Here is a 14,880-nt window from a genome sequence, read left to right as displayed (position 1 = left end):
GTTAATTATTTAATTGTTTTTTCAGTTCATCTAATTCTTTGCGGAGTTTGCTCATTTCAAGATACATATCGGGTAAGTGTTTAAAAACAGTGGAAGCTTTGAACCATTGTTTTATTTCAATAGCCGGCGATCCTATAATCTGGCTACCGTCTTTAACCGAACTTTTAATACCCGATTGTGCGCCGATTCCTACCTTATCGCCTATTGTGATATGGCCTGATAATCCGGCTTGTCCGCCAATCATACACCATTCTCCCACTTTTGTAGAGCCGGAGATGCCTACTTGTGCTGCCATACCTGTATGAGAGCCTACTTCTACGTTGTGTGCTATGTGTATAAGATTGTCTAATTTGACTCCCTTGTGAATTACTGTTGCACCCATAGTAGACCTGTCGAGGCAGGTGTTGGCTCCTATTTCTACTTTATCTTCTAAGATAACGATGCCAATTTGTGGTATCTTATCATAGCCTTCATCTGTTGGAGCAAATCCAAAACCATCTGAGCCTATAACGGCACCGGAATGTATAATACATTCGTTACCTATACGACAGTCATGATAGATTGATACATTGGAATATAGAACACATGTATCTCCTACTTTTGCGCCGTCGCCAATATAAGTGTGAGGGTATATTTGTGTATTGTCTCCTATGATAACATTCTCGCCAATATAAGCGAAAGCTCCTATATATACATTTTCTCCCAGTTTGGCAGTGGGGGCTACGTATGCCAATGAATCTACTCCCAGTTTTTTAGGCTTATTCGATTCATATAAGTTCATAAGCTTTGCCAGGCTTTCATAAGCATTATCTACTTTGATCAATGTGGCTTTAATCTCTTGTTCGGGTTGAAAGTCTTTATTTACAAGTACAATACTTGATTGGGTAGTGTAAATATATGAGGCATATTTGGGGTTTGCCAAAAATGATAGTGCGCCGGGAACCCCCTCTTCTATTTTTGCAAAAGTGTGAACTTTAGCATTTTCATCGCCAACTATTTCTCCCTGTATAAACGCCGCTATCTGTTTAGCCGAGAACTCCATCTTTATAGTGCTTTTATAAAATTACCTACTATGTTTATTGGTCAAAATAAAGCAGGTTTTGCCCTGCGTGTTTAATTCAAAACGCAAATAACGGATTTTTTTTTTATATATCCTTACTAAAACGAGGATATTTTGTAGCCGCTACTTCGTTCGTAAATAGCAAATGTAGTACTTCTTTACCTTTTTAGAGAGCAAAGATATATTAAACATGTCGGATGCCGTAGCGATATTCTTGATACATCCATCATTATATATAATATCGATGCTGTCGTCTGCCGGATCGTACATATTCCTTTCAATGCTGGGGGTTGAAATTAGATACTTCGCATCCGAAAAAGGAATAGCAAGGTTCTTACTTATTATCTTGATTAAATCAGTTATATGATCTTCATTAAATGGCTCTTCGGAAGTCTTCACTTTCAGGAGCTTCCTATCTAATAAGCCAATGCTCAGGGTTGAGAGTACTTTATCAGAATGTGCACTCCAAACTTTGAGGGCTGTCCATATATCATTATCATCTAATTGAATGAAATGTTCCAGACATTCGGGATTCGTGTAAAACGTATCCCGATCGATATGATTGTACAGGAAGAAATGAAGAGCAGGGGAGCAAAAAAGAACCTCTCCTTTTTCGGCAAGTTCTTTGGCACGAAGCAATGTGCTGATAAGCATCTCCTGGCAAGCCACTGATGTTTTATGAAGATATACTTGCCAGTACATCAGCCGTCGCGAAGTAAGGAAATTCTCAATGGAATAAATGCCTTTGGCTTCTACCACCAAATGGTCGTCTTTTACATGAAGCATTTTTATGATGCGGGCTGATCCGATATTGCCCTCTGTTACTCCCGTATAAAAGCTATCACGGCGTAAATAGTCAAGTCGATCCATATCCAATTGCCCGCTAACCAGTTGGTGCAAGAATTTCTTATGATATTCATTCTTGAAGATACGAATGGCAAGATCTAACTGACCATTAAGCTCTTTATTTATCTGTTGCATTAGCATCAGTGAGATTTCCTCGTGTGATACTCCGCATACAATGGTATCTTCCAATACATGAGAAAAAGGCCCATGACCAACATCGTGTAAAAGAATGGCTATCTTAACAGCAATGGCTTCCTCTTCACTGATTTCAATGCCTTTACTTCTTAATTGTGTAATGGCTTCACTCATCAGGTGAAACGCTCCTAATGAGTGCTGAAAGCGAGTGTGTTGAGCACCCGGATAAACAAATGAGGATAATCCCATTTGCTTAATACGTGTAAGGCGGTGCAATAGCGGATGTTGAACAACCGTATATATTAACCCTTCCGGTATATTGATAAAACCAAATACCGGATCATTGATGATCTTCCTGTTGTTGGACATTATAGTTACGAGTTACAAGTGGTTGAGTAAATATGTATAAGCTTTACTCGTAACTTGTAACTCGTAACTTGTAACTATCCAACTGCTGGGCCATTTGTTTTTGCACCTCTTGAGCTTCCTGACGAGCTACTTCTGCAAATTTTTCTGTTTTATCTGCATAGATAATGGCGCGAGATGAATTTACAATAAGGCCACAAGTGCTGTTCATGCCATATTTGCATACATCATCAAGTGATCCGCCTTGAGCTCCTACACCGGGAACCAACAAGAAATGGTTAGGAACAAGTTTACGGATGTCTTCGAACATTTTACCTTGTGTAGCACCTACCACGTACATCATTTGCTCATCGCTGGCCCATTCCTGAGATTTCTTCAATACTTTCTCGAATAAGCGTTCGCCATTTACATCTTCTGTTAGCTGAAAGTCGTGCGAGCCTTTATTGGAAGTAAGAGCCAATAGTATCACCCATTTTTCGGGATATATAAGGAATGGCTTCACGCTGTCTTCGCCCATATAAGGAGCTACGGTTACTGAGTCTATATTTAGTTCATCAAAGAAAGAACGAGCATACATTTCGCTGGTATTGCCAATATCACCACGTTTGGCATCGGCAATAATAAATTGATCGGGATAATTCTCTTTGAGGTAGTTAACTGTTTTCTCAAAGGCAATCCATCCCTTTACACCTAAACTCTCATAGAAAGCAAGATTCGGTTTGTAGGCAATACAGAAATCGGCTGTTGCGTCAATAATGGCTTTATTGAAAGCAAAGATTGGGTCTTCTTCTTTTAATAGATGTTCGGGTATTTTCTTTATATCGGTGTCTAACCCAACGCAAAGAAATGATTTTTTGCGTTTTATGTTTTCGAATAATTGTTGTTTGTTCATAAAGCCTCACCCCATCCCTCTCCCAAAGAGAGGGAGCCGCCATGCGGATTGGGCCCTCATTTTTTATGGTTTATATTGTTTTATTCTATAATTAGCTTTTTTATTTCATAGCATCTCATCCGCAGGTCTTCCTCCCTCTCCTTTGGAGAGGGTCGGGGAGAGGCTTACAGTTCACTCTCTTTCATTCGTTCCGTATTCTCCGCCACAATCAACTGGTCAATGCAACCTTGTATATCGCCATCCATAAAAGCTGCAAGATTGTAAATCGTATAATTAATACGATGATCTGTAATACGTCCTTGCGGATAGTTATAGGTGCGGATTTTAGCAGAACGGTCGCCGGTAGAAACCATTGTTTTCCTTTTGGAAGAGATGGCTGCCAAGTGTTCTTGCATTTTCATGTCATAAAGACGAGTACGAAGCATTTGCAATGCCATTTCTTTATTGGCTAACTGCGAACGTGATACCTGGCACTGAATCTGTATTCCTGTAGGCTTATGGTATAATTGTACTTTGGTTTCTACCTTATTTACATTCTGACCTCCCGCGCCGCTTGAACGAGCTGTTTGGAACTCCAAATCGGCCGGATTGATTTCCACATCTACTTCTTCTGCTTCGGGAAGTACGGCTACCGATGCAGCAGAGGTGTGTACGCGTCCTTGCGTTTCGGTGGCAGGAACACGTTGCACACGGTGCACGCCACTTTCGTATTTCAGTGTTCCATAAACATTATCGCCCGATACGGTGAAGATAATTTCTTTAAAACCTCCGGAACTTCCTTCGCTGCTGCTGGTTACTTCGGTTTGCCAACCTTTGGTTTCGCAGTATTTGATATACATACGGAATAGGTCGCCGGCAAAAATAGCAGCTTCATCTCCTCCGGTACCTCCGCGAATTTCTACAATGGCGTTTTTGCCATCTTCGGGATCGGCCGGAATGAGTAGTATTTTTATTTCTTCCTCCAATTCGGGAAGACGTGTTTGGCCTGCTTCCAACTCTTCGCGAGCCATCTCTCTCATTTCCTGATCTTGCTCGTTATTGAGAATATCATGAGCTTCGTCAATATTTGCCAATATTTGGATATACTCTTTGCGGGCTTTCATAATATCGTCCAGCTCTTTGTACTCTTTGGTGAGTTTTACAAAGCGCTTTTGGTCGACAATTACGGAAGGGTCGGTAATGAGGGTTGAGACTTCTTCGAAGCGACTAACAAGTCCTTCTAATTTGTCTAATATATTGTTATTATCTGCCATCTGTATAAATTAGAATTCACCACAGAGGACACGGAGGTCACAGAGTTTATGTATTCCTCTGTGTACTCCGTGTCCTCTGTGGTGAATGTTTTAATATCTAAATTCTCCAAATTCACTCTTAATGATTAATTCTTTCTTATCACTTTCTTCCACCCGACCTACAATCTGTGCATCAATATTAAATGATTTAGATATTTCAATGACTTCTTCCGCATGTTCAGGAGATAAATATACTTCTAAACGATGCCCCATATTAAATACCTTATACATTTCAGCCCAGTCTGTTCCGCTTTGTTCGTGAATGGTTTTGAATAAAGGAGGAACCGGGAATAGATTATCTTTTATCACTCGTACCTTATCTACGAAGTGGAGAATTTTAGTTTGAGCACCTCCGGAACAGTGTACCATACCATGTATTTGAGGGCGTAATGCATCCAATAGCTTTTTTACAACCGGAGCATACGTACGGGTAGGAGAGAGTACCAGTTTGCCGGCATCCAGCGGAGAACCTTCTATTTTATCGGTTAGCTTCAAGCCACCTGAGTAAACCAAATCAGCAGGTACACCTGCGTCAAAGCTTTCCGGGTATTTTTCGGCCAGGTATTTGGCGAAAACATCGTGACGGGCAGAAGTTAATCCGTTACTTCCCATACCGCCATTATATTCTTTTTCGTATGTAGCTTGTCCATAAGAGGCTAAACCAACAATGATATCTCCCGGACGGATGTTGGCATTATCAATTACCTCGCTGCGTTTCATACGGCAGGTAACGGTGCTATCTACAATGATGGTGCGTACAAGGTCGCCTACGTCGGCGGTTTCTCCACCGGTGGCATAGATACCTACTCCCATTTCGCGGAGTTCTGCCAATAGTTCGTCTGTACCATTGATAATGGCTGAGATAACTTCTCCCGGAATGAGTAGCTTATTGCGCCCGATAGTAGAAGATACTAATATATTATCGGTAGCACCTATACAAAGTAAATCATCAATGTTCATGATTAGGGCATCTTGTGCAATTCCCTTCCATACAGAGATGTCTCCGGTTTCTTTCCAATACAAATATGCTAAAGATGATTTGGTGCCCGCACCATCTGCATGCATAATGTTACAGTATTCAGGATCTCCTCCTAAAATATCGGGAATGACTTTGCAAAAAGCTTGCGGGAAAATACCTTTATCAATGTTCTTGATTGCGTTATGCACATCTTCCTTTGAGGCAGAAACACCTCGCATCATGTATCGTTGATTACTCATGGACTATAATGGTTTTAATGGATGCAAAATTACTGTTTTTAAGTTGAATACTAAAATTTACGGGCATTTTCTCTTTCTTTACCTTTTTGCGTGATCTACTGCGTTAGGTGCGTGATTGGTGCGTTAGGTATTTTTGGCTCACCTAACGCACCCTAATTATCTGAATTAGTGATGTTTAAAGGGCAAGTGCGTTAGGTGCGTTAGGAAATCGTCATGAAGTCTCTGGGTAAATGGATAAATTTACCTATCACGATACTGTTAAATGTTACCGGCAGTTGAAAAAAATGCTACCGGCAATTGAAGCAAATGCTACTGACAATCGAAGCAACTGCTACCTATTTCTTTTCCGTGGATTCCATTGTAAAACGATGAGTGCAGTCGTAATGATGATAATGCCAACGATCGAATAAAAGTCGGGTGATTCATTGGGCAATAGCATCCAGCTAAGGATTGCTCCCGTCACAGGGATTACAAATTTCCAAATGTTTAGTTCGGAAACCTTTATCTCCGGTCTTTGTAATAAAGAATACCAGATGGAAAATCCGGCTGCCGGGATAAAGGCAAGCCATATCCAGGCCAGATAAAATTCGGTGGTATAATCTTTGATGTACCAATCTTCCGTAAAGAAGGATACGATATAAAGTAAAAGGCCTCCGCTGAAATTGGCTACTGCCGTAAGCATAACGGGAGATACTCTACCTTTGTTTTTAGCTAAAATAATATTGGTGGAGGCTCCTACGATGTTACTGATAATAAGTAGTGCAACTCCGGTGTAAAACTTGAAATCAGCGCTTCCGGCTTCTGCCTGCCCTTTGGATATGCTAATGAATGCAATCCCTATAAGCCCTAAAGTAATGGCGAATGATTTTCGGGTTGTCAGCTTATCATCTTTAATGGTGAGGTGCGCCATGATAGCAACAAAAAGCGGACCGCCTCCGATGATGATGGCAGATATGGCACCCGGCACATCATTGAGCCCCATAAAGAAAAGTCCATACTGAATAAAGGTCTGAAGGAGTCCGAACAGTAACATGTACCGCCATTCTTTCAGATTTTTCCTCCAATCTACCTTTTGATAAATCAGAAAAGGAACCAATAATATCCCTGCCAGCATAAATCGCATACCCGACAGGTGTAGCGGACTGGTATATTCAAATCCGATTTTCGCTCCGGCAAAGGCCGACCCCCAGAGTACGCAAGCTAATATGGCGAGTAACTTAATTCTCATTTTATAGATTGTCGTTCCAAATGTCCCATGCAGCGAATGCCTGGAGTAAGAGCATCTCAAGACCATTCTTTACAACAGCTCCTTGCTTTTCTCCTTTCTTCATAAATAAAGTAACATTCGGATTGTATAGTAAATCGTAAAGTAAATGATTTGAGGTAAGCTCCTCGTAAGGAATAGATGGGCAAAAATCAACTTTGGGATACATGCCTACCGGTGTGCAATTAACAATTACCAGGTATTCCTTCATGATCTCAGGAGTCAGCTCTTCATACGTGAGCATTCCTTTTTGAGGAGTGCGCGATACATATACACTTTCCACCCCCAAATTCTTTAATCCGTGGAACACAGCTTTGGCTGCTCCTCCGGTTCCCAGAATCAAGGCTTTTTTGTGCTGAGGCAGTAAAAGCGGCTCAATAGATTGGGTGAAGCCGATAATATCGGAATTGTATCCTACCAATCTTACTTTTCCCTTTTTGTGAATGATTTTGATTACATTCACAGCTCCGATGGCTGCCGTATCTTTATCTAACTCATCCAAATAAGGAATTACTTGTTCTTTATAGGGAATTGTTACATTCAGCCCGCTTAAATTGGGATTTTCCGCAATAACACTTTTGAAGTCTTTAATGGAAGGTATTTCAAAGTTAACATATTCGGCATCAATTCCTTCGGCACGAAACTTCTCGTTGAAGTATCCGATAGAGAACGAATGGTGCAGAGGAAAACCAATTAAACCATATTTTTGCATAAAAGGGAATTTTAGAAGTTATTTAGTCGCAGTATAAAGTGTACATATACCAAATGTTAATCGCTTAAAGTTTACTTCGCTGAAGCCGGCCCGGGCTATAACACCTTTCATAACTTCTCCTTGCGGAAAAGCCCTGATTGTTTCGGGCAGATACTTATAAGCGCTGTTATCTTTGGATAATAGCTTACCGATAACGGGGATCACAACCTTGGAGTAAATGGCAAACAGTTGTTTCATCGGGAACTTATCCGGAGTAGTAAGCTCCAGTATAGCCAGATGTCCGCCATTCTTTAATACGCGGCACATTTCGGCCAGGCATTTATCCAGGTTCTCGAAGTTTCGGATACCGAAAGCAACGGTCACCGCATCGAATGTTTCATCTTCGAAAGAAAAAGAAGAACTGTCTTCTTTAGAGAAAGTTATCTTATCGGATAGTCCTTCTTTTTCAACTTTATTTCTTCCCACATTCATCATACCTTCGGATATATCAGTTCCGATAATGGATTCGGGTTGTAGCATGCGGTAAGCTAAAATAGCAAAATCGCCTGTACCTGTAGCCACATCCATAATCTGTTGTGGTTTATAAGGCTTGAGGCCGGCAATTGCTTTGCGACGCCAACTTCTGTCGATACCCAATGAAAGAGTATGGTTAAGCCGATCGTATGCATGAGCAATGTTATCGAACATGTGTTCTACCTGCTCTGCCTTTTTTCCTTCACCATTGTAAGGCTTGATGGTTTCTTGGGGATAATTCATATAGTTACAAGTTACGAGTTACGAGTTACAAGTTGTGAGTTAGCAATAATTAGGAAAGGTAACTCGTAACTTGTAACTCGTAACTAAATCATTTTTGCAAAAAATGATTTATATTTTTCTCAATACGAACAGCCACATCATCAGCATTTGCTTTTACAAACTTTTCGCCTACGATGTGTTCATATAACTCAATGTAGCGTTCGGATACCGATTCTACATAAGCATCTGTCATTTCGGGAACTTGTTGACCAGCTTTGCCCATGAAGCCGTTATCCATCAGCCACTGACGTACAAATTCTTTGGAAAGTTGTTTTTGAGGTTCGCCTTTCAGGAATTTCTCTTCATAACCTTCTGCATAGAAATAACGTGAAGAGTCAGGAGTATGGATTTCATCTATTAGATAGATTTTGCCATCTTTCTTGCCGAACTCATATTTGGTATCTACCAAAATCAGACCTTTCTCAGCGGCCATTTCGCTACCACGTTGGAAGAGTGCATACGTGTATCTTTCCATTTGTTCGTAGTCTTCTTCGCTAACAATGCCTTGTGCAATGATTTCTTCGCGCGAGATGTTTTCATCATGTCCTTCATCAGCTTTAGTAGTAGGCGTAATGATAGGGGCAGGGAATCGTTGGTTCTCTTTCATTCCATCCGGAATAGCAACGCCACAGATTACACGGTTTCCGGCTTGATACTCACGCCAAGCACTACCTGTCAGGTATCCACGGATAATCATTTCCACTCGGAATCCTTCGCATTTAAGCCCTACTGTTACCATTGGGTCCGGAGTAGCCAGTTTCCAGTTGGGAACAATATCTGATGTGGCATCCAAAAACTTAGATGCAATTTGGTTTAATACTTGTCCTTTGTAAGGAATACCTTTCGGAAGTACTACGTCGAAAGCTGAGATACGATCTGTAGCAATCATCACAAGAAGATCTTCGCCAATATAATATACATCACGTACTTTTCCATGATATACATTTACTTGTTCCGGGAAATTGAAATCTGTTCTAACTAATGCTTTGCTCATATTATTTTTTTTAGTTACAAGTTACAATTAAGTTACGAGTTACAAGTTACGGGTTACAAGTTACGGGTTGCTGGTTTGAGTTGAGTCAGATTTCTTCTTCTTAACTTGTAACTCGTAACCTGTAACTTGTAACTCTCTCTCTTTGTCATATTTTTCGTAAGCATCCACAATACGCTCTACCAGTTTATGACGAACAATATCTTTTTTATTCAGTTCAATAAAGGAGATACCCTTTACATGTTTTAATATCTTCATAGATTGCACCAGGCCCGATGTTTGTGAAACCGGTAAGTCGATTTGTGTAACATCTCCGGTTACAATCATTTTGGTGTTCATACCCATACGCGTAAGGAACATCTTAATTTGCTGGGTGGTGGTGTTTTGTGCTTCATCCAGAATTACTACCGCGTCATTGAGTGTTCGACCGCGCATAAAAGCCAATGGGGCTATTTGAATTACGTTCAACTCCATATATTCTTTCAGCTTGGCAGCGGGAATCATATCCTGCAAAGCGTCATACAAAGGTTGTAGATAAGGGTCGATCTTCTCTTTCATATCACCAGGCAGGAAACCAAGCTTCTCTCCCGCTTCTACGGCAGGGCGACTGAGTATGATTTTCTTGATCTCTTTATTCTTAAGAGCACGAACAGCCAGTGCAATAGCTGTGTATGTTTTTCCGGAGCCGGCAGGACCAACTGCAAAAATCATATCGTTCTTTTGAAAGCCTTCCACCAACTTCATCTGATTCTCGCTACGCGGAATAATTGGTTTTCCCGTTACGCTGAAAACAATTACATTTCCGGCTTTCTCGGCTTGGGGGGCATTCCCTTTTATGATATCAATAATAACATCTTCTTTCAATGAATTGTATTCGGCACAATATTTCTCCAGTTTAATGATGTGCTCTTCAAAGGCGGCCATCTCTTCTTCATCACCCAATACTTTGATAACGTTTCCCCGGGCCACGATTCGTAGCTTAGGGTATAGGGCTTTAATCAGTTGAAGGTTGGCGTTGTTAACACCATAAAAAATAACCGGATCTATATCTTCTAATACAATGTGCTTCTCTATCATGTATATTTTTTGAGTTTTTAAGACGCAAATTTAGTGAAACGTTTGAATAGTTTGTTGAATCTTAACAATTAATTTGCAGCTTCTTACCTACCGAAAGTATTATTTTCATCATATTTGGTTTGGAAAGAGCATATTTTCATATTACAGTGAGATGGTTATTGTATTTTCTTTTTCTACCTTTGCATAGTAATTATGATTCATGAACTATGAAACCTCTGATAGCTCCTTCTATTTTGTCGGCCGATTTTTCTAATTTGGCCAAGGATATTGAGATGCTTAACCGCAGTGAAGCAGATTGGATACATGCCGATGTAATGGATGGGGTATTTGTACCCAACATATCTTTTGGCTTTCCGGTATTGGAACAGGTAGTGAAACTCACTCATAAACCTCTTGATGTACATCTCATGATTGTGAATCCTGAAAAGTTCATTCCTGAGGTAAAAGCGTTGGGGGCTCATACCATGAATGTGCATTTCGAAGCTTGTACACATCTGCACCGGGTGGTACAACAAATTCGCGAAGCAGGTATGGAACCTGCTGTGACTATTAATCCGGCTACTCCCGTTTCTTTCCTTTCGGATATTATTCGCGATGTGTATATGGTATTGGTTATGAGTGTGAATCCCGGATTCGGAGGGCAAAAGTTTATCGAACATACCATCGTAAAGATACAGGAACTACGCGAACTGATTGCTTGTACAGGTTCTAAAGCTCTGATTGAAGTAGATGGCGGCGTGAATGCCGAAACCGGAGCCAGATTAGTGGCTGCGGGAGCCGATGTACTGGTAGCCGGAAGTGCAATCTTTGGCAATGAGAATCCGGAATTAATGATTCATAAGCTGAAGAACTCATAGTTAACCAGTGTCCTTTGCCGACTTTTTACACAAACACACTTTTTTTCGTTTACTTATTCCGTTAATTCTTGGTATTGTTGGGGGTGATTTACTTTTTTATCGGGGAGTAAACCTCTCTGCTTTTTACTTATTTGTACCTTTCTGTGTAGTTGTTTGTGTGGCTTTATTGTCTTGCATCTCAAAGAGATATTCCTTGCGTTGGCTGTTTGGTGCTTCCATATTTGGGGTGTTTTTCTTGTTGGGATGCAATTGGCATTATTGGAAATTGAAACAAACAAACTGCTCTTTTTCGGAAGATTCTTCTGTCTATCAAGCTTCTATAATTAGTTCGCCTGAGGTGAAAGAGCGCTCTATACTTTGTGAATCAGAGATAGAACATCAAAGGGTGTTATTGTATTTTCCTAAAGATTCTACTGTTGCAACACTTCGAAGGGGTGATAGGATACTTGTGTCTTCCCAATTGTCTCTACCCAAAAACAGTGGAGTGCCGGATGCTTTTGATTATCGGCGTTACTTATTGAGAAAAGGGATCAGTGGTACAGGTTATGTTGCTGATGGACATTGGAAGCTCTTAACGCATGATTCGCACCGTACTCTTCAACAAATAGCCTCTGATTCCAGAGATACACTCTTATCTGTGTACCGACAATTGGGTTTTACAAAAGATGAATTATCTATTCTTTCAGCTTTAACCTTAGGCTATAAAGAAGATTTAAGTGAAGAGATCCGGGAGTCCTTTTCTGTGGCAGGATCGAGCCATATTTTATCGCTGTCTGGGCTTCATTTGATGCTTGTTTACACAATACTTCTTTTTATGTTGGCTGGGTTAGGAAATCAGACATTGGGCAATCGAATGTTCAAACTGATTGTGATACTTATTGCTCTTTGGGCTTTTGCATTTATCACAGGATTATCAACCTCGGTGGTCAGAGCAACTATTATGTGCTCATTGTTGAGTTTGGCACAGTTCACCGGACATAAAAATCTTTCGTTCAACTCCATGTCAGCAGCGGCTTTCTTTATGTTAGTGTATAATCCGGCTTGGTTGTTCGATGTGGGTTTTCAGCTTTCTTTTTCGGCTGTAGTAGCTATTTTGTTTATTCAGCCTTGGTTATCTAATAAGGTGAAAGTAAATAATAGGGCACTGAAATATGTATGGGATTTAGTTACTGTTTCTTTGGCAGCACAGATAGGTACTGCTCCCTTAGTGTTATTCTATTTTTCACGTTTCTCTACTCATTTCCTGTTGACAAATTTATTGGTGATTCCTTTAGTCTCTTTTATTGTTTATGGAGCCGTTTTATTATTGCTACTTACTCCTATACCGTTGGCACAACAATGTGTAGCCTGGATATTAAAGTATCTTTTGTCTGGTTTAATCAATATTGTGGGTTGGGTGGAGAAACTTCCATATTCTTCCATCGATCATATTTGGTTGCATAAAATAGAAGTTATTGGTATTTATGTAATTCTTGTATTATTGGGCGTATTTGTTTTTAACCGTAGAGCTAAAACGTTAATACTCTTATTGGGTAGCATTTTGAGTTTTGTGGTTTTGCATGCCGGACTTACATATAAAAATTCTCCCTCCAATAGCATGGTGTTTTATTGTGTTCGAAATTGCCCGGCAGTTCATTGCATATCATCTTCAGGAAAATCCTGGCTAAGTTATGTAGATAGCATACCTGATGTAGAGAGATTAAAGCATTCTGCTTCTCCCTATTGGAATCGTTTGCGATTAGATAAACCTAAGGCTGTAAAGGAAAACTATAATGAAGGAGCCTTTACTCGAAAAGATAATATGATTTCTTTCGGAGAAAAACGAGTAGCTTTTATAAACAATAACTCTTGGAGATACCGGAAAAGTGAATACCCCCTTCGGGTAGATTATCTTTATTTGTGTAAGGGATATACAGGTAGCGTGCAATCTCTGACCACCATTTTTAATGTAAAGCATATTGTATTGGATGCTTCTTTGCCTGAATATCTACAAAATAGGCTGCGAAAAGAATGCGAAGCATTAGAAATGTCTTGCATATCTTTGAATCATGCTTCTTATCTCATTTATTAATAACGCTTTATTATTTAAACATATCATTCAATGGCATATTATTCGTATATTTGCCGTGTTTAATTTAATTAGAAAATATGCTGAATAAAGTTATCGAACAATCTAAAGTCGATCATTTTGCGAAATGGTTTGAGCGAGCCGATAATATTGTTATTGTATCTCATGTATCTCCCGACGGAGATGCTATTGGGTCCTCGCTGGGCTTGTGGCATTTTATGGAATCGCAAGGAAAGAATGCAAATGTAATTGTGCCCAATGCTTTTCCCGATTTCCTGAAATGGATGCCCGGGGCAAAAGATATCTTGTTATATGATCGTTATAAAGAATTTGCCGATAAACTGATTGCCGAAGCTGATGTTATTTGTTGCCTCGACTTGAATGCTTTATCGCGTATTGATAATATGGCAGATGCTGTTGCAGCTTCTCCGGCTCGTAAAATACTTATCGACCACCATTTGAATCCGGCTGATTTTTGTAAGATAACGATCTCTTATCCTGAAATATCTTCTACATCTGAGCTTGTTTTCCGCTTGATTTGTCGGATGGGTTATTTCGAAGACATCTCCAAAAAGGCAGCGGAGTGTATATATACCGGAATGATGACTGATACAGGTGGATTCACTTATAACTCCAATAATCGTCATATCTATTTTATTATTAGTGAGCTTCTTCTGAAAGGCATTGATAAAGATGAAATTTACAGAAAAGTGTACAACACCTATTCAGAATGCCGTTTGCGGTTGATGGGATATGTTTTGTCGAATATGAAGGTCTATTCCGATTGTCATGCAGCATTAATTTCCTTAACTAAGGAAGAGCAAGATAAATTTGATTATTTAAAAGGAGATAGCGAAGGCTTTGTGAATATCCCCTTATCAATTAAAGATGTATTCTTTACCTGTTTCTTAAGAGAAGACACAGAGAGAAATATAATTAAAATATCGCTACGTTCGGTGGGTACTTTCCCCGTTAATAAAGTGGCTGCCGACTTCTTTAATGGAGGAGGACATCTGAATGCATCCGGAGGAGAATTTACAGGGACTATGGAAGAAGCTATTGTTACTTTCGAAAAAGCCTTGAAGGCTTACGAACCCCTGCTAAAGGTTAAAAGTTAAAATTCAAAGGTTAAAAGGTTAGAACTATACAACATTCTCTTTTTATTTTCGAGGAAATAAAATACTTTTGCACCTACTTATATATAATATATGCGAATCAGTATTTGAACTCTGATTCTGTTGTTTTAAAAAATTAGATAAATAAATGCGATGGCAATTTTCCCCATCGTATGTATTAAAAGTCCAGGC

The 14,880-nt window shown here is 39.8% G+C and carries 13 protein-coding genes; 3 read left to right on the top strand and 10 right to left on the bottom strand.

The window, feature by feature from the left end:
- Position 1: 1 nt before the first annotated feature.
- From lpxD to D0T60_RS11735, 10 genes are all read right to left on the bottom strand, one after another.
- On the bottom strand, positions 2-1,042 hold the full coding sequence (gene lpxD, locus D0T60_RS11780; RefSeq protein ID WP_163218361.1) for a UDP-3-O-(3-hydroxymyristoyl)glucosamine N-acyltransferase: 1,041 nt from the start codon (positions 1,040-1,042) through the stop codon (positions 2-4).
- 141 nt (positions 1,043-1,183) lie between these two features.
- Positions 1,184-2,410 carry an HD domain-containing protein gene (locus D0T60_RS11775; RefSeq protein ID WP_163218360.1) on the bottom strand — a complete coding sequence of 409 codons (1,227 nt, stop codon included), beginning with the start codon at positions 2,408-2,410 and terminating at the stop codon, positions 1,184-1,186.
- Positions 2,411-2,453: 43 nt separating this feature from the next.
- Positions 2,454-3,299, bottom strand: a complete 846-nt coding sequence (pyrF, locus tag D0T60_RS11770) for an orotidine-5'-phosphate decarboxylase (protein ID WP_163218359.1) — start codon at positions 3,297-3,299, stop codon at positions 2,454-2,456.
- A 164-nt stretch (positions 3,300-3,463) separates the two neighbouring features.
- On the bottom strand, positions 3,464-4,552 hold the full coding sequence (gene prfA / locus D0T60_RS11765; RefSeq protein WP_163218358.1) for a peptide chain release factor 1: 1,089 nt from the start codon (positions 4,550-4,552) through the stop codon (positions 3,464-3,466).
- A gap of 90 nt (positions 4,553-4,642) precedes the next feature.
- Complete coding sequence (locus D0T60_RS11760; RefSeq protein ID WP_163218357.1) at positions 4,643-5,809, bottom strand: AIR synthase related protein; 1,167 nt, start codon at positions 5,807-5,809, stop codon at positions 4,643-4,645.
- A gap of 331 nt (positions 5,810-6,140) precedes the next feature.
- Positions 6,141-7,037 (bottom strand): DMT family transporter, encoded by an 897-nt coding sequence (locus tag D0T60_RS11755; protein ID WP_163218356.1) that lies wholly within the window; start codon positions 7,035-7,037, stop codon positions 6,141-6,143.
- 1 nt (position 7,038) lies between these two features.
- Entirely contained in the window at positions 7,039-7,785 is a 747-nt protein-coding gene (locus tag D0T60_RS11750) for a shikimate dehydrogenase (protein WP_163218355.1), read from the bottom strand.
- An 18-nt stretch (positions 7,786-7,803) separates the two neighbouring features.
- A complete protein-coding gene (gene ubiE, locus D0T60_RS11745) occupies positions 7,804-8,541 on the bottom strand; it encodes a bifunctional demethylmenaquinone methyltransferase/2-methoxy-6-polyprenyl-1,4-benzoquinol methylase UbiE (RefSeq protein ID WP_163218354.1) in 738 nt (245 codons plus the stop codon).
- Positions 8,542-8,629: 88 nt separating this feature from the next.
- Positions 8,630-9,574, bottom strand: coding sequence for a phosphoribosylaminoimidazolesuccinocarboxamide synthase (locus tag D0T60_RS11740; protein ID WP_163218353.1), 945 nt, complete (start codon positions 9,572-9,574; stop codon positions 8,630-8,632).
- Positions 9,575-9,634: 60 nt separating this feature from the next.
- Complete coding sequence (locus D0T60_RS11735; RefSeq protein ID WP_163218352.1) at positions 9,635-10,648, bottom strand: PhoH family protein; 1,014 nt, start codon at positions 10,646-10,648, stop codon at positions 9,635-9,637.
- Positions 10,649-10,854: 206 nt separating this feature from the next.
- Between D0T60_RS11735 and rpe the strand changes: the two genes are divergently transcribed.
- The 3 genes from rpe (at position 10,855) to D0T60_RS11720 (ending at position 14,691) form a co-directional block, all read left to right on the top strand.
- Positions 10,855-11,505 carry a ribulose-phosphate 3-epimerase gene (gene rpe, locus D0T60_RS11730; RefSeq protein WP_163218351.1) on the top strand — a complete coding sequence of 217 codons (651 nt, stop codon included), beginning with the start codon at positions 10,855-10,857 and terminating at the stop codon, positions 11,503-11,505.
- Between the two features lie 175 nt (positions 11,506-11,680).
- A complete protein-coding gene (locus D0T60_RS11725) occupies positions 11,681-13,576 on the top strand; it encodes a ComEC/Rec2 family competence protein (protein ID WP_370524450.1) in 1,896 nt (631 codons plus the stop codon).
- 77 nt (positions 13,577-13,653) lie between these two features.
- A complete protein-coding gene (locus D0T60_RS11720; RefSeq protein ID WP_163218349.1) occupies positions 13,654-14,691 on the top strand; it encodes a bifunctional oligoribonuclease/PAP phosphatase NrnA in 1,038 nt (345 codons plus the stop codon).
- Positions 14,692-14,880: the final 189 nt, after the last annotated feature.

This window comes from Bacteroides sp. 224 (assembly GCF_010500995.1).
Lineage (GTDB): Bacteria > Bacteroidota > Bacteroidia > Bacteroidales > Bacteroidaceae > Bacteroides.
The sequence above is the reverse complement of the archived record's forward strand: the minus strand, read 5'-3'. Positions and strand labels throughout refer to the sequence as shown.

Bases quoted from the DNA above. Each gene is read 5' to 3' on its own strand.
- D0T60_RS11735 (WP_163218352.1), bottom strand. From the start codon at position 10,648: ATGATAGAGAAGCACATTGTATTAGAAGATATAGATCCGGTTATTTTT.
- D0T60_RS11755 (WP_163218356.1), bottom strand. From the start codon at position 7,037: ATGAGAATTAAGTTACTCGCCATATTAGCTTGCGTACTCTGGGGGTCG.
- D0T60_RS11750 (WP_163218355.1), bottom strand. From the start codon at position 7,785: ATGCAAAAATATGGTTTAATTGGTTTTCCTCTGCACCATTCGTTCTCT.
- lpxD (WP_163218361.1), bottom strand. From the start codon at position 1,042: ATGGAGTTCTCGGCTAAACAGATAGCGGCGTTTATACAGGGAGAAATA.
- prfA (WP_163218358.1), bottom strand. From the start codon at position 4,552: ATGGCAGATAATAACAATATATTAGACAAATTAGAAGGACTTGTTAGT.
- rpe (WP_163218351.1), top strand. From the start codon at position 10,855: ATGAAACCTCTGATAGCTCCTTCTATTTTGTCGGCCGATTTTTCTAAT.
- pyrF (WP_163218359.1), bottom strand. From the start codon at position 3,299: ATGAACAAACAACAATTATTCGAAAACATAAAACGCAAAAAATCATTT.
- D0T60_RS11760 (WP_163218357.1), bottom strand. From the start codon at position 5,809: ATGAGTAATCAACGATACATGATGCGAGGTGTTTCTGCCTCAAAGGAA.
- D0T60_RS11720 (WP_163218349.1), top strand. From the start codon at position 13,654: ATGCTGAATAAAGTTATCGAACAATCTAAAGTCGATCATTTTGCGAAA.
- D0T60_RS11740 (WP_163218353.1), bottom strand. From the start codon at position 9,574: ATGAGCAAAGCATTAGTTAGAACAGATTTCAATTTCCCGGAACAAGTA.
- D0T60_RS11775 (WP_163218360.1), bottom strand. From the start codon at position 2,410: ATGTCCAACAACAGGAAGATCATCAATGATCCGGTATTTGGTTTTATC.
- ubiE (WP_163218354.1), bottom strand. From the start codon at position 8,541: ATGAATTATCCCCAAGAAACCATCAAGCCTTACAATGGTGAAGGAAAA.